The organism is Bradyrhizobium sp. HKCCYLS3070 (assembly GCF_051167575.1).
In the GTDB taxonomy this organism is placed as follows: domain Bacteria; phylum Pseudomonadota; class Alphaproteobacteria; order Rhizobiales; family Xanthobacteraceae; genus Bradyrhizobium.
Genome location: NZ_JBNPTI010000002.1, coordinates 253,262 through 272,476, shown reverse-complemented (window position 1 = coordinate 272,476; position 19,215 = coordinate 253,262). Strand labels below are relative to the sequence as shown.

Here is a 19,215-nt window from a genome sequence, read left to right as displayed (position 1 = left end):
AATGACCGAGATCGCGCCCGTCCCGCTCGCTCCCCGGCTTCATCCCTCGGCCGTTCTCGAGCTGTTGAAGCCGATCACCTGGTTTCCACCGATCTGGGCGTTCGGCTGCGGCGTGATCTCGTCCGGCGCGCCACTGGCGCCGCGCTGGCCGGTCGTGATCGCAGGTCTCATGCTCGCCGGGCCGATGGTTTGCGCCACCAGCCAGGCCGTCAACGACTGGTTCGACCGCCATGTCGATGCGCTCAACGAACCGGACCGCCCGATCCCGTCGGGCCGCATTCCCGGACGCTGGGGTCTCTATATTGCGCTGATCTGGACGGTGCTGTCGCTCGGCGTCGCCACCCTGCTCGGCACCTGGGGCTTTGCTGCTGCGGCGCTTGGCCTCGCGCTGGCCTGGGCCTACAGCGCGCCGCCGATCCGGCTCAAGCAGAACGGCTGGTGGGGCAACAGCGCCGTCGGCCTCTGCTATGAGGGCCTGCCCTGGATCACCGCGGCGGCGATCATGAGCGCGCAGGCGCCGTCCTGGCCCGTTCTCGCGGTCGCCCTGCTGTATAGCGCCGGCGCGCACGGCATCATGACCCTGAACGACTTCAAGTCGATCGGCGGCGACCGCGTCAGCGGAGTCAACTCGCTGCCGGTGCTGCTCGGCGCCGAGAGGGCCGCGCGCCTCGCCTGCATCACGATGGCGCTGGCGCAGGTTGCGGTGTTGGCGCTGCTCATTGTCTGGAGCCGCCCGGCCCACGCCATCATCGTGGTTGCGCTGATCGCGGCCCAGCTGGTGCTGATGCGGCGGCTGATGACGAACCCGCGCGAGCTCGCGCCCTGGTACAACGGCACGGGCGTGCTGCTCTACGTGCTGGGCATGCTGGTCACGGCCCTCGCGCTGGCGGGGTTGTCGGCATGAGCAACGCTGCGCCCGCTCCTCTGTCCTGGTTCGGCATCGTCAGGCTGGGCCTGGTGCAGACCGCGCTCGGCGCGGTCGTGGTGCTGACCACCTCGACCTTGAACCGCGTCATGGTGATCGAACTGGCGCTGCCGGCGATGATCCCCGGCCTGCTGGTCGCGATCCATTACGCGATGCAGGTGCTGCGGCCCTGGCTCGGCCACGGCTCCGATGTCGGCGGGCGTCGTTTCGCCTGGATCGTCGGCGGCATGGCGGTGCTCGCGGCTGGCGGCCTGCTGGCCGCAGCCGCCACCGCGCTGATGGCGGCCCACCTCGCCGTCGGCCTGGCGCTCGCAGTGATCGCGTTCATCATGATCGGCATCGGCGTCGGCGCCGCCGGCACGTCGCTCTTGGTGCTGCTCGCCAAGCGCACCGCGCCGGAGCGGCGCAGCGCCGCCGCCTCGATCGCCTGGATCATGATGATCACAGGCTTCATCGTCACCACGGCGGTGGCCGGCAAGGCGCTCGATCCGTTCTCCGGCGAGCGGCTGATGACGGTGTCGGGCACGGTGTCGGCCATCGCCATGGTGCTGACGCTGCTCGGCGTCTGGGGCATCGAGCAGCCCGACACCTCTGCCGAGACGACCTCCGCCATCGCGGAGCGGTCGGGCTTCATGCAAGACTTCCGCGAGATCTGCCGGGAGCCGCAGGCGCGGCGCTTCGCGATCTTCATCTTCGTCTCGATGCTCGCCTACAGCGCACAGGACCTGATCCTGGAGCCGTTCGCCGGCAGCGTGTTCGGCATGACGCCGGGCCAGACCACGCAGCTCTCATCGGTGCAACACATGGGTGCACTGATCGGCATGATCCTGATGCCGGCGATGGCGAGCCTGCATGCCGATTGGCGGATGCGGCCGCAGCCGTGGATCATCGGCGGCTGCCTCGCCTCGGCGCTGGCGCTGCTCAGCCTGGTTGCGGCCGCGACCGTCGGCCCGGCCTGGCCGCTGCGCGCGTCCGTGTTGCTGCTCGGCATCACCAACGGCGTCTACGCCATCGCCGCGATCGGCGCGATGATGAACATGGTCAGCGAGGGCCGCGACAACCGCGAGGGCACGCGCATGGGCCTGTGGGGCGCCTCGCAGGCAATCTCGTTCGGCATCGGCGGCTTCGTCGGCACCGCGGCGGCCGACGCCGCGCGCCATTTCATGCCGACGACCGCCTCGGCCTACGCGGCGGTGTTCGCGGCCGAAGCGGCACTGTTCGTCCTCTCCGCCTGGCTCGCGATCTGGATCAAGCGCCCGCGCGAGCCATCACCGACGCTGGCGGCGCAGCCGGCCAATCTGGGAGCCTGACCGATGAGCCCCTCCTCCAGCCCGGAATGCTTTGATGTCGTGGTCGTCGGCGGCGGTCCCGCCGGCGCCACCGCCGCCAATGATCTGGCCCGCCAGGGTCATCACGTGCTGCTGCTCGACAAGGCCGGCCGCATCAAGCCGTGCGGTGGCGCCATTCCGCCGCGGCTGATCGCCGAGTTCGAGATTCCCGACCATCTGCTGGTGGCCCGAATCTCGTCCGCCCGCATGGTGTCGCCGAGCAACCGGGACGTCGACATGCCGATCGACGGCGGCTTCGTCGGCATGGTCGATCGCGAGCACTACGACGAATGGCTGCGCGCGCGCGCCGCCGCAAACGGCGCGATCCGCCGCACCGGGACCTTCAGCCATATCGCGCGCGACGACGACGGCAAGTCGGTGGTGCACTATGTCAGGCGCATGGACGACGGCAGCGTGCGCGAGGACCGTGTGCGGGCCCGAGCCGTGATCGGCGCCGACGGGGCGGTCTCGGCCGTGGCGCGCCAGTGCATCCCCGAAGCCAGCGAGATGCGCTACGTGTTCGCGTATCACGAGATCATCCGCTCGCCGGACCGCAGCCATCCGGTGTTCGATGCCGCGCGGTGCGATGTCGTCTATCGCGGCCGGCTGTCGCCCGACTTCTACAGCTGGGTGTTTCCGCACGGACCGACCACCAGCATCGGCACCGGCAGCGCGCATAAGGGCTTTTCGCTGCGGGGCTCAGTCGCCGAATTCCGCAAGGCCGCCGCGCTCGACGATCTCGAAACCGTCCGCCGCGAAGGCGCGCCGATCCCGCTGAAGCCGCTGTCGCGGTGGGACAATGGCCGCGACGTCGTGCTGGCCGGCGATGCGTCCGGCGTGGTGGCCCCGGCCTCCGGTGAGGGCATCTACTACGCAATGGCCGGCGGCCGCGCGGCCGCCGTCGCCGTTGCCTTGTTCCTCAAGACCGGCGATGCAGCCGCCCTGGCCACCGCCCGCAAATCCTTCATGCGCAAGCATGGCGCCGTGTTCTTCATCCTCGGCATGATGCAGCGCTACTGGTACACGAACGACGCCCGCCGCGAGCGCTTCGTCGCGATCTGCCGTGACAAGGACGTCCAGCAGCTGACCTGGGACGCCTACATGAACAAGGAATTGGTCCGCGCCAAGCCGCTGTCGCATGTGCGCATCTTCTTCAAGAACATCGCGCACCTCACCGGGCTCGCGAGGGCCGCCTAGCGGCTCGCGCAATGGGTGAGCTGTTTCGCGGCCCGCATCTGGTCGACCTGATCCTCGCGGTGGTCGCCGTGGAGTTCGCCGCCGTGGCGTGGATCTGGCAGCGGCACCGCCGCGGCATCAGCCCGCGGGCGCTGTTCCCCAACCTGCTTGCCGGCGTCTTCCTGCTGCTGGCGCTGCGCTGCGCGCTGATCGGGGCGCCTTGGTTCTGGCTCGCAGGCTGTCTGGCGGCCTCGGGTCTCGCCAACGCCGCCGATCTGCGGCAGCGCTGGCGATGAGGGGTCGGTCGATACCGATCACTTCTTCTCGGAGAACGTCTTCAGATACGCGATGACGTCCTTGCGCTGCTGCTCGTTGGCGAGCTTGAACACCATCTTGGTCGATCCAGTGGCCTGATCCGCTTTGCCCTTGTCGGTGAGGAACTTCTTCAGGAAGGCGTTGGGATCTGGGAGGTATGCGAAGATGTTGTCCTCGGTCCAGACCAGCCCGGCCTCGCCGGCATGCTTGTTCAGCTCAGAATAGGCGAAGCCAGGATAGGTCCCGGTAGGCCGGCCGACCACGCCGGTGAGCACGGGACCGACCGCGTTCTTCGCCTCCGGTCCGATCCGATGGCAGGTCATGCACTGCTTGAAGACCTGTTCGCCCTTCGCAGCGTCGCCGCCGTCCAGCGCCAATGCGGCGCCTGCCGACGCTGCAACCACGACGGCCGCGACCAAACCCGCCTTGAGCATGCGCATCCTCCCAATTTGTCGTTCCGTTAGCCCATGCGACATCATCCTTACATTTATCAGTGTCATGATATCTTGTCATTCCCACCCGAGTGAATAAGTCGCAGCTCGAACATGCAATAAGCGCAGGGATACCAACGAAAGCTGGATGCTCCGAAATAAGCCTTGACAGCGAGCGCCCTGCATGGGCTAACGACATTCTCAAGACTCTCAATACGTTAGCGGGATGGGGCGCAACACCTTCAAAATGCGCGCCAAATGAACTGGCCGCGATCCCCCGAGCGTCTCAAGAGGGTGCCAAGATAACGGGTGCCAAGACCATGGCCGAGTTTCACGGTCCACGACCCGACGTGACATTGCTGCTGGACATGGACGGCGTGATCCGTGAGGCGACGCTGTCGCCGAACATGTCAGCCGAGAATGTCGACATCTGGCTCGGCCGTCCCTGGTCCGAGATCGTCGATGATGCGAGCGAGAAGATCGAGCGCATCATGCAGGACACCAGGCGGACCGGCATTTCCGCGTTCCGACAGATCACGCAGCGATTCCCGAGCGGTCTCGAGCTGCCGATGGAATTCACCACCGTGCTACTCGGCGGCCGGGCCGGCATGCTGGCGATCGGCAAGAATCTGCAGGCGGTCGCGGAGCTCCAGGCCCGGCTGATCTCGGCCCAGCAGACCATCGAGCGCGACTACTGGAAGCTGCGCGAGATCGAGACGCGCTACCGCCTGGTCATCGAGGATTCCAACGAGGCTGTGCTGCTGACGAAGGTGTCGGATCTGCGCATCGTCGAAGCGAATCGGACGGCGGCAGCCGCGCTCGGCGTTTCAAGCCGGCGCCGGGACAATCTGGTGGGCCGCGAGTTCCTGCAGGAGATCCCGCAAAAGGATCGCGAGCCGGTGGAGCTGATGCTGAGGCGCGTCCGCGACCAGGGCAAGGCGCCGGGCATCGTGATTCACCTCGGCCAGGACACCGCCCCCTGGATGCTCCGGGGATCGCTGATGAGCAGCGACACCGCCCCGATGTTCCTGCTGCAGATGGCGCCGATCGGCAAGGCCGCGCAACCCGGACCGCTGCCCGACGATCCCGAGGCGCTGATCGACAATCTTCCCGATGCCGTCATCAGCATCGATGGCACCGGTGTCGTCAAGCGCGCCAATCGGGCCTTCCTGGAGCTGGTCGAGGTCGGATCGAAAGAGGCGCTGATCGGCGAGAAGCTCAGCCGGTGGCTGACGCGCCCCGGCGCCGACCTTTCGGTGCTGATCTCCAACGTCGAGCGCCATGGAGCCGTCCGGCTGCTGTCGACCACGATCCAGGGCGAGCTCGGGACCGAGACCGAGGTCGAGATCTCGGCCGCCGCCCATGGCCTCGACGGCCAGCGCCGGATCGGCCTGGTGTTGCGCAACATCGCCAGGCGGTTGTCGCCCACGGCGGAGCATGACAATCTGCGGGTCGCCCTCGCGGGCATCAACGAATCGGTCGGCAAAACACCACTGCGCGACCTGGTGAGGAGCACGGTCGAAGTCGTCGAGCAGCATTACGTCCGCGCTGCGCTCGAGCTCGCCAACGGGAACCGGACGTCGGCTGCCGAAATTCTCGGCCTCAGCCGCCAGAGTCTTTACGCCAAGCTCGATCGGTATAATCTGAGCCAGCTCGAAGAAAGCGACGAGGAAACCGAAAAGGGGAGATAGTTGCCCGTTCCGCTGACAACGCCGGCCTTCGGCCACGCTACTCTTGCGGATTGCGAGCGTGAACAGATTCATCTCGCAGGCTCGATCCAGCCGCACGGCATTCTCCTGGCGGTCAAGGAGCCCGACAACATCGTCATCCAGGCCAGCACCAACGCGGCCGCCTTCCTCAACACCGGCTCCGTGGTCGGACGTCCGTTACGCGATCTTGGCGGCGATCTCGCGCTGCAGATCCTGCCGCATCTCAACAGCCCGCTCCATCTGGCTCCGATGACCCTGCGATGCACCGCCGGGGCGCCGCCGCGCCGGGTCGACTGCACGCTTCACCGGCCCTCGAATGGCGGGCTGATCGTCGAGCTGGAGCCGGCGACGAAGACGACCAACATCGCGCCTGCGCTCGACGGCGCCTTCCACCGCATCACCTCGGCCTCATCGCTGCTCGGCCTGTGCGACGAGACGGCGACCATCTTCAGGGAGATCGCCGGCTACGACCGCGTCATGGTCTATCGCTTCGACGAAGATGGCCATGGCGAGGTGTTGTCGGAGCGGCGGCGGCCGGATCTGGAGGCCTTTCTCGGCAACCGCTATCCGGCGTCCGACATTCCGCAGATCGCGCGCCGGCTCTACGAGCGCAACCGGGTGCGCCTCCTGGTCGACGTCAACTACAGGCCGGTGCCGCTGCAGCCGCGCATCTCGCCGCTCAACGGCCGCGATCTCGACATGTCCCTGAGCTGCCTGCGCAGCATGTCGCCGATCCACCAGAAATATCTGCAGAACATGGGTGTCGGCGCGACACTGGTGTGCTCGCTGATGGTCAGCGGAAGGCTGTGGGGACTGATCGCCTGCCATCACTATGAGCCGCGCTTCGTGCCGTTCGACATTCGCGCGGCAGGCGAGGCGCTGGCCGAGACCTGCGCGATCCGGATCGCGGCGCTGGAGAGCTTTGCCCAAAGCCAGTCCGAGCTGGTCGTGCGCCGGCTGGAGCAGCGGCTGGTCGAAGCGGTGTCGCGCGACGGCGAATGGCAGGCCGCGCTGTTCGACGGCTCGCAGTCGCTGCTGCAGCCGCTCGGTGCCAGCGGCGCGGCGCTGCTGTTCGAGGGCCAGGTCACGACCGCCGGCGACGTCCCGTCGACGCAGCGCATCCGCGACCTCGCCGCCTGGCTCGATCGCCGGCGCAACACTCCGGGAGCAGCCCCCGAGGGCTTGACGGCGACCAGCTCGCTGACGCTCGATGAGCCGTCCTTTGCCGACATCCGCTCGATCGCCAGCGGCTTGATCGCCGCTCCGCTGTCGGCGAGCGAGGGCGAGTATCTGTTGTGGTTCCGGCCGGAGCAGGTCCGGACGGTGACCTGGGGCGGCGATCCGCTCAAGGCCGTCATCATCGGCGACGATCCGTCGGATCTGTCGCCACGGCGCTCGTTTGCGAAATGGCATCAGCTGGTCGAAGGCAAGTCCGAGCCGTGGTCGAGCGCCGAGCTCGCCTCCGCCCGCGTGGTGAGCGAAACGGTCGCCGACGTGGCGCTGCAGCTGCGTTCGGTCCGCATGGTGATCGCGCAGGACCAGCTCGCCACGATCAGCGCCCAGGTGCTGCGCTCGGAGCAGCCGGTCATCATCGCCGATGTCGAGGGCCGCATCCTGCTGATGAACGAAGCGTTCGAGCAGCAGCTGCGCGCCCCGCATCCGCACATCCCGCATCTGCGCGATCTCGGCAGCTACTGCACGGCGCCGGCGGAATTCCGCGCCAATCTCGACGACCTCATGCGCAACAAGCGGAGCTGGCGCGGCGAGCTGACACTGACGGGCGGCGCCTCGCCGCAACGGCCGTTGATGGTGCGCGCCGACCCGGTGATCGCACCGTATGATCGCGTGCTCGGCTTCGTGCTGATCTTCTCGGACTTGACCGAACGCAAGACCGCCGAGGCGGCCCGGGCGCGCTTCCAGGAAGAGATCGACGGCGCCCGCCGGCCGACGCTGCGGCTCGATCAGAGCGCAAGCCTGATCTACAAGGAGCTCGCTGCCTCCACCGTGGAGAACGCGCAGCTCGCGGCGCTCGAGGTGACGCACGGTGCACAGGCCGGCAGCATGCCGGAGATGCTGGAGAGCATCCGCAATTCGACCACGCGGACGCTGGAGATCCTCGAGCACCTGGTGTGGTACCGCTCGCAGAGCGAGGAGTGACGGCGGGCCGCAGCTCTCGTCCGGGCGACCTCGACTGCCTTGTCCGTCCTGTCTCCGGAGAGCCAATCTGGATTCGAAAATCTCCCGACGTCGGCCTCTGCGATCCAAGTTGCGGCTGGGCCGAATTGGAAGGGCATATGCGATTGCCCTGTCGGAAAGGAGGAGCGGAGCCCACCGCCCCCGGGGGAGGACGCGGGATCTCACGCGATCGTATTCGACCAAACCGATGGCGAAGGATCAATCAGGCCTCCGCACATCACGTTCTCAGCCCGGCCGCCTCCTGCAGCGCTTGCGACAGCGTGATGTTCATCTCGAACGCCAATGCCGCCTCCTCGACGACGGTCTCATGCTCCGCCATCGCCGCGCCGGCCTGCTCCAGCACGTCGCGGTAGTCGTCCTTGAACTGCGGGATATCAGCGATCTCGGGGAATTCGTAGAACGACGTCGCCTCGGGCCGCAGCTCGAGCGAACGCGCGAGAATCCTCTTGATGATCTGACCGCCGCTGAGATCACCGAGATAGCGCGTATAGGCATGCGCCAGCAGCCGATGGCCGGAGCCGGCTCCCGCTTCCTGGATGGCCCGGACGTAGGCGATGGCCTCGGGCAGCAGCGGCAGATGGCTCGCATCGAACCACGCAAGATCAAGCTTGATCGCAGCACTGCGATGCAGCTCCGGCCGCACGATGCGGCCCATCACCGGCGTTCCCTGATGGCGGAGCAGCTCCGCTTCGAGCGTCTCGTAGACCGGCAGCAGATTGCGCAACAACAACGCGTAGGCCTGCCGCGTGCCGCGCCCCCGCAGCAGCTCGGCGACGATCCCGGTCCGCTCCGCGGTGACGTGCAGCGTCTTGGTACGCTCGCGCATCGCCTGCAAGAGACTGGCCGGGCGCGCGCTGCGTCCGGCCGTCTCGATCCGATCCAATTCGACTCTGTCCAACATGCCTCGACCTGCAGCAGTCAGCGCGGCGGCGCCAGCCCGTGTTTCACGCCCCAGTCGAACCAGCTGTCGACGACGGTGCCCGACAGTAGGATACCGATGCCGCCGGTCAAGGGACAAAGCACGGCGAACCACCAGGCCCAGCGATGGATCGATTCGGCCGTGGCATTGAAGCCCATCGTCCAGCGCCAGAACAGCGCACCGCGTTCGAAGGCCGTGCCGCGGTCGACGATCTGCTCGAGCTCACGCTCGCCGCCGTATCGGCTGATCGCGAGCACCGTCGCGCCATGCATCGCGAACAGCAGCGCCGATCCGTACAGGAAGGCGATCGAGAGCATGTGGAATGGGTTGTAGAACAAATTGCCGTGGGTGATGGAGAAGTTGTTGGTCCAGTCGAGATGCGGGAAGATGCCGAACGGCACCGCCTCGCTCCAGCTCCCCATGAAGATCGGCCGGATGAAGCCGAGCACCAGATAGAGCCAGATCGCCGCCGCGAACGCCCACGACACATGCGTGCCGAGGCCGAGCGCCCGGGCGCGGCGATAGGTGCGCGCCCACCACAGCAGGATCGACGTCGTCAGGAAGAAGCCGGCCATCAGCCACCAGCCGCCCTCCTGCAGCGGCGGGAAGATCTGCAGGCCATATTCCGGCGCCGGCGGCTGCAGCGCCAGCCACGGGAACTGTCGAATGAACTCGAGCGGGCTCCAGTTCACCGACGCCAGCATGTTGAGACCGATGATCTCGATCGCGACGAAGCCGGACATCAGCGAGGCGAGGCCAAGGAAGCCGAGATAGACCGGCCCCACCTGGGCGTCGCCGACCTTGCCGAACCAGTAGTTGAAGCTGCCCTTGCCGAGCCGCTCCCAGATTCCGGGCTCGATCGGGATGCCCGGGTAGATCGCACTGCGAACTTGGATCTGCGTGAAGATGTTCTGGTATTGGGCCATGGTGACCTCTCCTTGAACTCATTGCGGCGGCGACCAGATCGGGACCCTGCGCCACCACTCCCACCAGTCCGACCAGGCATTGCCTTCCGGCAGCAGCCAGGCGGGACCGGAGATGACGATGCACACCGCGCTGAAGAACACGGCCGACAGCGCCAGGAACAGGCCGACCCGGTGGATGCCGAGCGTGCCGACCGAATAGCCGATCAGATCTCGGAACATCGTGTTCTCGTGCTCTGGCGACTTCATCTCCTCACCCCGGCCCGGATTGCTGGCCGAGAGGATCAGTCCGCCGTGCAAAGCGAGCGCGAGACACGTCGTGAAGAAGAACGTGATCGCGATCATGTGCGCGGGGTTGTAGTGGAAGTTGCCGAACTGATAGCCGGTGTTCGACACCCAATCGAGATGGGTGATGATGCCGTAGGGGAAGGCGTAGCTCCACGAGCCCATCAGCACCGGACGGATCACCTCCAGCGTGAAATAGGCGAAGATCGCAAAGCCGAAGGCGACCGGCACGTGATAGCCGATCGCGAGCTTGCGGCAGATCTCGACCTCCCGCAGCGCCCAGGAGACGAATGCGCCATGCGCGCACACCGTGATGAGCTGCCAGAAGCCGCCCTCGGTGAGGGGCGCGAACGACAGCCCGTATTTGGCATCGGGTGGATTGATGCTGATCTGCCAGAGATTCCAGGTCGGTCCAAGCGCCGTGGCGTAGAGGATCAGCGCCACGCCGACGAAGGTGAAGAAGATCGTCGTCACGCCGAAGAAGCCGACATAAAACGGTCCGACCCAGAAATCGAAGAGGTCACCGCCGATCAACGTGCCGCCGCGGACGCGGTATTTTCGTTCAAAGCTGAGCATTGCCATCGGTCCTGCCTCCGCTGCCCGTCGCTCGATATGCTGCGTGTCGTATCGTCGTGTCGTGAATTCGTGGACAAAAGGATTTGGGAAGCGGGCGAACGGGGTCTGCCGCCGTCGCCCGTCCGCTTCCCTCTGGTCGTCGAGCTGTTAGCTGAGCTTCAGCGGGGTCGCCGGCTCGGAGATCGACGACGTCTTCGCTGCACGCGGTCCCTCCAGCCAGTTGAACCGGTTGGTGCTGAGCAGGATGAAGTGAATCACCAATGCCAGCCCGAACAGGAACACGCCGAGAGCCACGAGAACCCTGCGGGGATCGAACAACAACCACAAGCGCCACATAGTTTTCTCCTTTCGATCAGGTCAGGTAGGAGAGCACGATATTGGCGTAGTGGGTCGCCCCATCCAGCGCCGCCGCCTTGTAGCCAGTCGGCCCGGGCAGCCAGGGACGCCACATCCAGGCGAGAATGTGGGCGACGATCGCAACCGCCGTGAAGACCACAAAGCTCGTCATGAAGATGCTATGGAATTCCCTCGCCTCCGCTTCGGTCAGCCCCGACAGAGAGCCTCCCTTGTTTGGTACGTCCACCATAGTGGTACCTCCTGGTGTTGGCCTTTCGGCCGGATGCCACTCACCGAGATGAGCGGCGTCGAAGCGTCATCCCGTCACCGGGATGACATCCATGCGGCGAGCCGCACGAATTCCCTGCAATACTGAGAGAGCGAACTCACAGCTCCCGAACTCAAAGTCCCATGAAGGACGAGGTCGCGCAGTTCGCGGCCTTGATCCTTGCTTCACCGACGATCGCGCCGAGCGGCGCGGGCCGGTGGCCGGTGATGATGGAGCCGATCCGGCGCAGCACGCCCTCGACCATCAGCACGGCGAAGCACACCGCGTAGACCAGGAGATAGTCGATGCGCTCGCGCGATCTCGGCGCGACGTCACGATCAATGCGCTCGTATAACGACATCGTCCTCTCCCTGTCCGCTATCCTCGTGCCCTACGCGGCCTGGCCCGTTGCGAGCTGCGACCGCGCATGCGCGAGAACATCTTCCGTCACCTTGTCCAGCCCCGCCTGGCGCGCGCCGCGTTCCGCCGCGTCGCGCAGCCGCTTGGCCGCCGAAATCCGCACCAGCACCGGCTGTGTCTCGATGATCTGGTCGAGCGCGAGCTTGGCCCCGTCATCCCATGGCAGCTCGCGCTCGAGCCGCGCCGGCGTCGCCGCGATCTGGTCGAGCTGGTTGGCGAGCGGCAGGATGTTGAACAGCGCATCGAACAGCGCGTTGCAGACCTCCTGCACCACGTAGGTCGCGCCGGCGTAACCCATGAACGGCGTGCCGGTGTGGCGGCGGATCACCGTGCCCGGGAACGAGGCCGGGATGTAGATCGACCGGTCGCCGGCTTCCGCCGCATACATGCGCTCGTTATAGCTGCCGAACAGCACCAGCGGCGGCCGCTCATGGACGAGCTTGCGGATGGCGTCGTTGTCGGTCTTGGCGCCGGCGCATCGCGAGATCGCGAAGCTGCAGGGCAACCCGAGCTCGGTCTCCAGGAAATTGCGCAGGCCCCGCGCGTAGGTCTCGGACGCGACGATGCCGAAGCTCGCGGTGCCGAAGAAGTCCTGTGTCACCGAGCGCCACAGGTCCCACAGCGGCTTGATCGTCGTATGCTTCTCCCGGGTGATGAACGGCTCGGGATCGAGGCCGAGCATCTCGCCCAGCGAGCGCAGGAATTTCGTCGTCGAATGCAGCCCGATCGGCGCCTGCAGATAAGGCCGCTCCAAGGTCTCGCACAACAGCCGCCCGAACTCGCGATACATGCAGACGTTGACGTCGGCATCGACCAGCTTTCCGACATCGGCGAGATGGCTGCCGAGCGGAAACACCATGTTGATCTCGGCGCCGATGCCTTCGAGCAGGCGACGGATCTCGGCGACATCCGACGGCGTGTTGAAGGTGCCGTAGATCGGGCCGATGATGTTGACGCGCGGCTTCTCGCCGTCCTTGCGCGGCCTGCGCTCCGGGATCTTGCGCAGGCCGTATTCGCTCCACAGCCAGCTCAACGCGCGGTTGGCGCTCTGCCACTGGTCCTCGTCGATCGTGCGCGGCAGGAAGCGCTTGATGTTGGAGCCTTCCGGCGTGACGCCGCCGCCGATCATCTCGGCGATCGAGCCGGTGACGACCACCGCCGGCAGATCCGGATCGAGCGCGGCGCGGGCGCGCTTCATCGCCTGCTCGGTGCCCTTCTGGCCGAGCTCGTCCTCGCCGAGACCCGTGACGACGATCGGCAACTCATGCGGCGGCAGGCCGTCGGTGTAGTGCAGCACCGAGGTCACCGGCAAATTCTCGCAGCCCACGGGGCCGTCGATGATGACCTGCAGGCCCTTGATCGCGGTGAACGCGTAGACCGCTCCCCAATAGCCGCCGGCGCGATCGTGGTCGAGGATCAGCATCACACCATCTCCCCGGACGTGCGCTTCCTGGTCTGCGCCGCGACCGCCTTGCGGAACTTGTCGCGGAATTCGGGACGTTCGACCGGTGTGCCCTGCCACACGCCAGCATTGTCGCCCTCGCCGACACCTTCGAAGAAGTCGCGCATCTCGTCGAAGCGCGCCTTGCCTGCGATCGCCGCGTTGACGACCTGCGCCAGCGAGCCGGCTCCGGACACGCCGAACAGCGGCCGCGCCGAGATCAGATTGGTGAAGTAGAGCGACGGGATCGCGCGCGCCTTGGCCTTCTGCACGACCGGCGTGGTGCCGATGGCGAGATCCGGCGCGAACTCATCGACCGCCGCGAGATCCTGCTCCAGCGAGGCGCGGTACTGCACGCGCACACCGCGGCTCTCGAGCCAGGCGCAATCGGCCTCCGACCAGCGCGTGCGCGGACAGGCGGTGCCGACATAACGCAGATCGGCGCCGCTCTCGACCAGCAGGCGCCCGACCAGCAGCTCCGATCCCTCATAGCCCGACAGCGTGATCCGGCCGCGGATCGGCGTGGCCGCAAGCGCCGCGCGAATTGCCGGCAGCGCCGCAGTCTTGGCCGCATCGATCTGCGTACGTCCGACGCCGCAGACCGCGCCAACGGCCTCCAGCCAATCCGCCGTGCCATCGCAGCCGACCGGCCCCGAGCCGATGATCGGACGGCCCGCTACCTCGAACTCACGGATCGAGGCCGTGTAGAACGGATGGATCGCCGCCACGGCCGCGCAATCCAGCGCGCCATACAGCTCGCGCCATTCGCGCGTCGGCACGGTCGGACCAGCGGCAAGGCCGAGCGGCGCCAGCATCATACCGATGCCGACGGGATCGGCGGGAAACATCTCACCTAACAGCGCGATGGTCGGCCGATCGCCGCGCGGCGCGCGCGGCGCCTGCACCGGGCCCTGCTCCGCTTCGCGGCGCGCGTAGTTCAGCATCGCGCCGGCGAGCACGTCCTTGGCCTCGGCATGGGTCGGCACGCCAAACCCGGGCACGTCGATGCCGATCACGCGAACGCCGTTGATCTCCTTCGGCAGGATCTGCAGCGGCACGCCCGAGGCGGTGGGGACGCAGAGATTGATGATGACGACGCAGTCGTAGTTGGCGGGATCGGCCAGCTTGAAGACCGCCTCACGGATGTCCTCGAACAGTTTTCCGGTGACCAGCGTCTCCGAGTTGAACGGGACGTAGCCGACGCTGCGCCGCGCGCCGTAGAAGTGCGAGGTGAAGGTCAGGCCGTAGACGCAGCAGGCCGAGCCCGACAGCACGGTCGCGGTGCGCCGCATCCGCAGGCCGACGCGCAGCGAGCCGAACGCCGGACACATGCTCTGCGGCTGGTCGTGCGGTCCCGCCGGATAATCCGCGGCATAGCGCGCCAGCACCTCGCTCTTGCCGGCGGCATCCGCCGCCTTCTTGAGCTCGGCTTTGCCGGCATGACAGCCGAGCGCCTCGGGCTGCACCGGCAGGAGGCCTGCCTCTGCGCCGCTCTGCGCGCTCATTGCCTGATGGACCACAGGATCGCTCATTGCATTACATTCCGCTCGTCGGCCGATCCCATCACAAATTGTCGTAGATCACTTCGAGCGACGGCTTGGCCACGGCGGTGCTGCCGCACATGTCCTCGAGCGTTGCCTGCTCCAGCACCACGCCGCGCCCGACCTCCGAGGCCTTGAACAGCCCCAGAAGACCGTCATGCGTCAGGGGATGCGGATGCTGCGGCGGCGCCTCGGCAACGTTCTTGGCGAGGTGCTCGAACAGCGGCGCCCAGGGCGTGCCGGGCCGGCCGATGATCTGATAGCTCGCGCTCTTGCGGCGGATGTCGTCGTCGGCCGGGATCGAGGCCAGCACCGGAATGCCGGTGGCTTCTGCGAACGCCGCAGCCTCGCCGGTGCCGTCATCCTTGTTGATGACGATGCCGGCGACGCCGACATTGCCGCCAAGCTTGCGGAAATACTCCACCGCCGAGCAGACATTGTTGGCGACGTAGAGCGATTGCAGATCGTTGGAGCCGACGATGATCACCTTCTGGCACATGTCGCGCGCGATCGGCAGGCCGAAGCCGCCGCAGACGACGTCGCCGAGGAAGTCCAGCAGCACGTAGTCGAAGCCCCAATCGTGGAAGCCGAGCTTCTCGATCAGCTCGAAGCCATGGATGATGCCGCGTCCGCCGCAGCCGCGGCCGACCTCGGGCCCGCCGAGCTCCATCGCGAACACGCCGTCGCGCTTGAAGCAGACGTCGCCGATCTTGACCTCCTCGCCGGCAAGCTTCTTCTTCGAGGAGGTCTCGAGGATGGTCGGGCAGGCCCTGCCGCCGAACAGCAGCGAGGTGGTGTCGCTCTTCGGATCGCAGCCGATGAGGAGCACCTTCTTGCCCTGCTGGGCCATCATGTAGGACAGGTTGGCGAGCGTGAAACTCTTGCCGATGCCGCCCTTGCCGTAGATCGCGATGATCTGCGTGGCCTTCTTCGGTGCAGCCGTCGACGGCGCATCCGGCTCGATCGCCGCTTCGGCGCGCAGGGCATCGGTCATCTCACTAATTTCGGCACTGATCTTGGTCGGGGCATTCATGCTGCAGCTCTCCAGTCCAAGACCATTTTGAGACATGACGGATCGTCGAACGCGGTCCGGTAGGCGCTCTCCGCGGACAGAGCGTCGGCATGGTGCGTGATCAGCCCGTCCAGAGACAGCCTGCCGGTGTCGATGAGATTGCGCACCGCGAGCAGATCCTCGTGCTTCCATTCGGCGGCGACGCGGATCGCCGCCTCGCGCATGAAGGCCGGAGGGTAGGAGAAGGAGAGCGGCGCGCTGTAGAAGCCGGCGAGGATGATCTCGCCACGTGGCGCCAGGCGAGCAATGAGGCTGTCGAGCAGGCCGGCATCGCCGCTGGCATCGAAGATCAGGCGATAGTCGCGTCTGCTGTCCTCTGCGGGATCGATGACGCGATAGCCCGTCGCGCCAACGGCGCGCTCCGGATTGCTCTCCCACACCACGGGCGGATCGCCGCCCATCGCCACGATCAGCCGCGCCAGCAGACGGCCGAGCACGCCATGGCCAACCACGCATTCGGCCTGGCCGTCACCACCGATTGACAATGCATGATAGGCGGTGGCCGCCAGCGCCAGCAGCACGCCGCGCTCGCCGGTCGTTTCATCGATCGCAACAATGCGCTGCGCGGGAACGTTGAGGCGCGAGGCGGCGGCGCCAAACAGGCTCCTGATCTCGCCGAAGCAGCGCGCCGCGCCCGGCACGAACACGCGCTCGCCTTTGCGAAAACCGGAATGCGGGGCGGCGTGCGCGACGCGGCCCACCGCCTCGTAGCCCGGCACGAGCGGATAGCCCATGCCGGGAAACTGCGGCATGCGGCCTTCATACAGCAGCCGTTCGGTGCCGGTGCTGATCGCGCTCCATTCGATGTCGACGGTCAGGCAGTCCGGGACGTCTGCGAGCAGCAGGTGCTGCAGCGACAATTGCCTCGGCCTCCCCAGTACGACGGCGATCGCGTCCATAGCCCAACTCCCCGGCGACGCCCGCTTAGTTACGGGTGTCAGGTTAGCCTGACTGAAAGAAGTGTCAATATTTATTTACAGTCCGGGTGTCAGCTTTTCGCGACAATCACGCTTGCGATCAGCGGAATTCGCGTACGAAGTACTCGCACCTGCGAAAAACCCGCCGCCTGGAGCAGGTCGCGCAAGCGGGCGGCGCTGCGCGGCCGCCCCTGTCCCATCGCGCGGAGATAGATCTCGAAATAGGCGCTGACGCCGTCGGCCCCGCCGGCCGCCTCGCGCATCGGCTCGCCCAGCAGCAGCACGCCATCGTCAGGCAAGGCGGCGCGCACCTTCGCGAGCAACCGCGCCACGGCGTCGTCGTCGTGATCGTGCACGACACGAATCAGCGAGATCACGTCCGCGCCGGTCGGGAGCGCATCATCGTAGAAGCTGCCGGCCGTGGTCGTGACGCGATCGGCCAGGCCGGCCTTGGCGAGACGCTCCTGCGCGATCGCGGCGACCTCCGGCAGATCGAACAGCTTGAGCTGCAGCTGCGGCGCAGCCCGCGCGGCGGCGGCGAGGAAGCTGCCGTCACCACCGCCGACATCGAGCAGGCAACGGTGGCCGCTCAGGGGATAGGCTGCGAGGACGATGTCCGCGATCATCGGCTGCGACGCCGCCATCAGCGCCGTGTAGGGCGCGACGCTGTCGGGTGTCAGCGCATCGCCGGTCTTGTCCAGCGCATACGGCCAGTACTGTGCGAGCCGGCGCTGGCGGTCATGTCCGCGCAGCAGCGCCACGGGATCGGTGAGATCGGCATACAGCGCGGCGTGATGTCGAACCATGGCGGCGATGCCGGGATTGCCGAGCAGCGCCGCGCCGAGCGGCCCGAGCCCGTAGCGCGCCGCACCGCGGCGCTCGAGCAGCTGAAGCGCGGACGCCGCCTCGCACAGGCTGAGCATCGCGTCGGGGGCCATCGCCGCGCGCGACGCCAATGTCGCGACATCGCGGGGGCCGGAACGCAAGCCTTCGAACAGATCGAGCTGCACGCAGGCCGCCAAGGTCTGCGAGTAGACGAAGCCGGCGCAGAGATCGAACAGCTCCGCGGCACGCTTGCGCGCGATCGGCCGCGTCAACGGAAACGCCGCCGCCCAGCGCTGGAACGCCGCACTCGCCAGCAGCCCGTCCCGCCAGCCGCGCCAGCGATCGCCGAAGCTGACCGGCGCCGGCGCGTTGTGGCGGATGGCCCCGGGCATGGCGCTAGGGCTCCAACCACGAAGGTTGCGCTGGCTGACGCAGTTGATTGGTCCGAATGGCTCGACACACGCAGGTGCCCACCCTCCCCTGGAGGGGGAGGGTCGCCGCGCGCGAAGCGCGCGGCGGGGTGGGGTGGGCTCGGAAATTGGTGCTTATGAGTCCCGATGCTCTTCGCTGCGCCTGCCTAAGCCTGCGGGGTATCACCGGCACTGCGCGCGCGGATGGGCTGTCACCCCACCCCGCCGCGCGCTTCGCGCGCGTCGACCCTCCCCCTCCAGGGGAGGGTGAGCAACGCTCGTGTGGTGAGACCGTCGCCATCCCATGCGGCCGAACAATCACGCCGCCGACGCCGCCAGGCGGCGCGGCACGAGGCGCTTGGCTTCCTGCTCCATCAGGACGCGCAGCTCGTGCGCGTGGGCGCAGGGCGGCAAGGTGCGGATGCCGTCGGCGACGAGATCGTGCAGATAGCTGACGGCGCCGGTGAGCCCATAGATCAGCACGGCGTTGGGCCGGCCATGCGCGGCGTCCTGGCCAACGGGCTTGCCCGCCTCCTCTTCGTCACTGGCGGCATCGCGAATGTCGTCGGCGACCTGATAGGCCTCGCCAATGGTCTCGCCGAGCGTGCGCCACGCTTCCGGATTCTCATGCCCTGCCGCAGCGGCACCCGACACGGTGGCCGCCGCAAACAGCGCGCCGGTCTTCGAGCGGTGATAGCGCGACAGATCGATCTGCGGCTCGCATTCCCAGGCTTGTCCAGCCGAGATGCCATGCGGTACGCCGACGGCATCGCCGATGGTCGCGATCAGCTGCGCCAGCCGCAGCGGCGAGCAGCGCGACTTGGCCAGCGTCTGGAAGGCGAGCACGATCAGCGCGTCGCCCGCGAGCACCGCGAGCGGCTCGCCGAACGCGGCATGCACCGAGGGCCGCCCGCGTCGCAGCGCCGCGTTGTCGAAACACGGCAGATCGTCATGCACCAGCGAGGCGCAGTGCAGCAGCTCGATCGCCGACCCGGCCGCGTCGGTCGCCGCGGGCTCGTCGTCGCCACAGGCCGCGGCCACGGCATGACAGAGCCGGGGCCGGACCCGCGCGCCCTTGGGAAACACTGCGGCCTGCATTGCCGCCGACAGCCGCGGCGGACATCCGGGCCGGTCGGCCAAAGCGACCGCTGCGACGAGGGATTTCTCGATCCGGGCCACCACATCCATGTCCGCCTCCCCTG

Annotated in this window: 19 protein-coding genes; 6 read left to right on the top strand and 13 right to left on the bottom strand. The window is 67.2% G+C overall.

Annotation, left to right across the window (positions count from 1 at the left end):
- Position 1: 1 nt before the first annotated feature.
- Genes chlG through ACQR03_RS09980 form a run of 4 tightly spaced genes read left to right on the top strand, consistent with a single transcriptional unit; the run spans position 2 to position 3,725 of the window.
- The gene (gene chlG, locus ACQR03_RS09995) at positions 2–904 is read left to right on the top strand and encodes a chlorophyll synthase ChlG (RefSeq protein ID WP_316201214.1); all 903 of its coding nucleotides are present in this window, start codon (positions 2–4) and stop codon (positions 902–904) included.
- Positions 901–2,235, top strand: a complete 1,335-nt coding sequence (locus tag ACQR03_RS09990; protein WP_434841332.1) for a BCD family MFS transporter — start codon at positions 901–903, stop codon at positions 2,233–2,235. Before chlG ends, ACQR03_RS09990 begins: the two co-directional genes overlap by 4 nt.
- A gap of 3 nt (positions 2,236–2,238) precedes the next feature.
- On the top strand, positions 2,239–3,450 hold the full coding sequence (locus ACQR03_RS09985; protein WP_316191950.1) for a geranylgeranyl diphosphate reductase: 1,212 nt from the start codon (positions 2,239–2,241) through the stop codon (positions 3,448–3,450).
- Positions 3,451–3,461: 11 nt separating this feature from the next.
- Complete coding sequence (locus ACQR03_RS09980; RefSeq protein ID WP_434841333.1) at positions 3,462–3,725, top strand: hypothetical protein; 264 nt, start codon at positions 3,462–3,464, stop codon at positions 3,723–3,725.
- A gap of 18 nt (positions 3,726–3,743) precedes the next feature.
- Here ACQR03_RS09980 and ACQR03_RS09975 read toward each other — a convergent pair whose 3' ends face one another.
- Positions 3,744–4,178 carry a c-type cytochrome gene (locus tag ACQR03_RS09975; RefSeq protein WP_434841334.1) on the bottom strand — a complete coding sequence of 145 codons (435 nt, stop codon included), beginning with the start codon at positions 4,176–4,178 and terminating at the stop codon, positions 3,744–3,746.
- A 317-nt stretch (positions 4,179–4,495) separates the two neighbouring features.
- Between ACQR03_RS09975 and ppsR the strand changes: the two genes are divergently transcribed.
- Together ppsR and ACQR03_RS09965 are read left to right on the top strand one after the other, a co-directional pair.
- Positions 4,496–5,866 (top strand): transcriptional regulator PpsR, encoded by a 1,371-nt coding sequence (gene ppsR / locus ACQR03_RS09970; RefSeq protein WP_434841335.1) that lies wholly within the window; start codon positions 4,496–4,498, stop codon positions 5,864–5,866.
- Entirely contained in the window at positions 5,867–8,041 is a 2,175-nt protein-coding gene (locus ACQR03_RS09965; RefSeq protein WP_434841336.1) for a GAF domain-containing protein, read from the top strand.
- A gap of 256 nt (positions 8,042–8,297) precedes the next feature.
- Here ACQR03_RS09965 and ACQR03_RS09960 read toward each other — a convergent pair whose 3' ends face one another.
- The 12 genes from ACQR03_RS09960 to ACQR03_RS09905 all read right to left on the bottom strand — a co-directional run bounded on the left by ACQR03_RS09960 (position 8,298) and on the right by ACQR03_RS09905 (position 19,201).
- Positions 8,298–8,981, bottom strand: a complete 684-nt coding sequence (locus tag ACQR03_RS09960) for a heme oxygenase (biliverdin-producing) (RefSeq protein WP_434841337.1) — start codon at positions 8,979–8,981, stop codon at positions 8,298–8,300.
- Positions 8,982–8,998: 17 nt separating this feature from the next.
- The gene (gene pufM / locus ACQR03_RS09955; protein WP_315750173.1) at positions 8,999–9,925 is read right to left on the bottom strand and encodes a photosynthetic reaction center subunit M; all 927 of its coding nucleotides are present in this window, start codon (positions 9,923–9,925) and stop codon (positions 8,999–9,001) included.
- A gap of 18 nt (positions 9,926–9,943) precedes the next feature.
- A complete protein-coding gene (gene pufL / locus ACQR03_RS09950; RefSeq protein ID WP_172237511.1) occupies positions 9,944–10,789 on the bottom strand; it encodes a photosynthetic reaction center subunit L in 846 nt (281 codons plus the stop codon).
- A gap of 141 nt (positions 10,790–10,930) precedes the next feature.
- Positions 10,931–11,119 carry a light-harvesting antenna LH1, alpha subunit gene (gene pufA / locus ACQR03_RS09945; RefSeq protein WP_315714306.1) on the bottom strand — a complete coding sequence of 63 codons (189 nt, stop codon included), beginning with the start codon at positions 11,117–11,119 and terminating at the stop codon, positions 10,931–10,933.
- Between the two features lie 16 nt (positions 11,120–11,135).
- Positions 11,136–11,369 (bottom strand): light-harvesting antenna LH1, beta subunit, encoded by a 234-nt coding sequence (pufB, locus tag ACQR03_RS09940; RefSeq protein WP_315714305.1) that lies wholly within the window; start codon positions 11,367–11,369, stop codon positions 11,136–11,138.
- Between the two features lie 151 nt (positions 11,370–11,520).
- A complete protein-coding gene (locus tag ACQR03_RS09935; RefSeq protein ID WP_315827731.1) occupies positions 11,521–11,748 on the bottom strand; it encodes a hypothetical protein in 228 nt (75 codons plus the stop codon).
- Positions 11,749–11,778: 30 nt separating this feature from the next.
- Positions 11,779–13,230, bottom strand: coding sequence for a chlorophyllide a reductase subunit Z (gene bchZ / locus ACQR03_RS09930; RefSeq protein ID WP_434841338.1), 1,452 nt, complete (start codon positions 13,228–13,230; stop codon positions 11,779–11,781).
- Entirely contained in the window at positions 13,230–14,780 is a 1,551-nt protein-coding gene (bchY, locus tag ACQR03_RS09925; RefSeq protein WP_434841339.1) for a chlorophyllide a reductase subunit Y, read from the bottom strand. Before bchY ends, bchZ begins: the two co-directional genes overlap by 1 nt.
- 31 nt (positions 14,781–14,811) lie before the next feature.
- Complete coding sequence (locus tag ACQR03_RS09920; protein WP_434841340.1) at positions 14,812–15,822, bottom strand: chlorophyllide a reductase iron protein subunit X; 1,011 nt, start codon at positions 15,820–15,822, stop codon at positions 14,812–14,814.
- On the bottom strand, positions 15,819–16,760 hold the full coding sequence (bchC, locus tag ACQR03_RS09915; protein WP_316186764.1) for a chlorophyll synthesis pathway protein BchC: 942 nt from the start codon (positions 16,758–16,760) through the stop codon (positions 15,819–15,821). The genes ACQR03_RS09920 and bchC overlap by 4 nt, the downstream gene beginning before the upstream one ends.
- Positions 16,761–16,849: 89 nt before the next feature.
- Positions 16,850–17,995: a methyltransferase gene (locus tag ACQR03_RS09910; protein ID WP_316186763.1), complete on the bottom strand. Its 1,146-nt coding sequence runs from the start codon at positions 17,993–17,995 to the stop codon at positions 16,850–16,852.
- A 336-nt stretch (positions 17,996–18,331) separates the two neighbouring features.
- Positions 18,332–19,201, bottom strand: a complete 870-nt coding sequence (locus ACQR03_RS09905; protein WP_434841341.1) for a polyprenyl synthetase family protein — start codon at positions 19,199–19,201, stop codon at positions 18,332–18,334.
- Positions 19,202–19,215 lie beyond the last annotated feature (14 nt).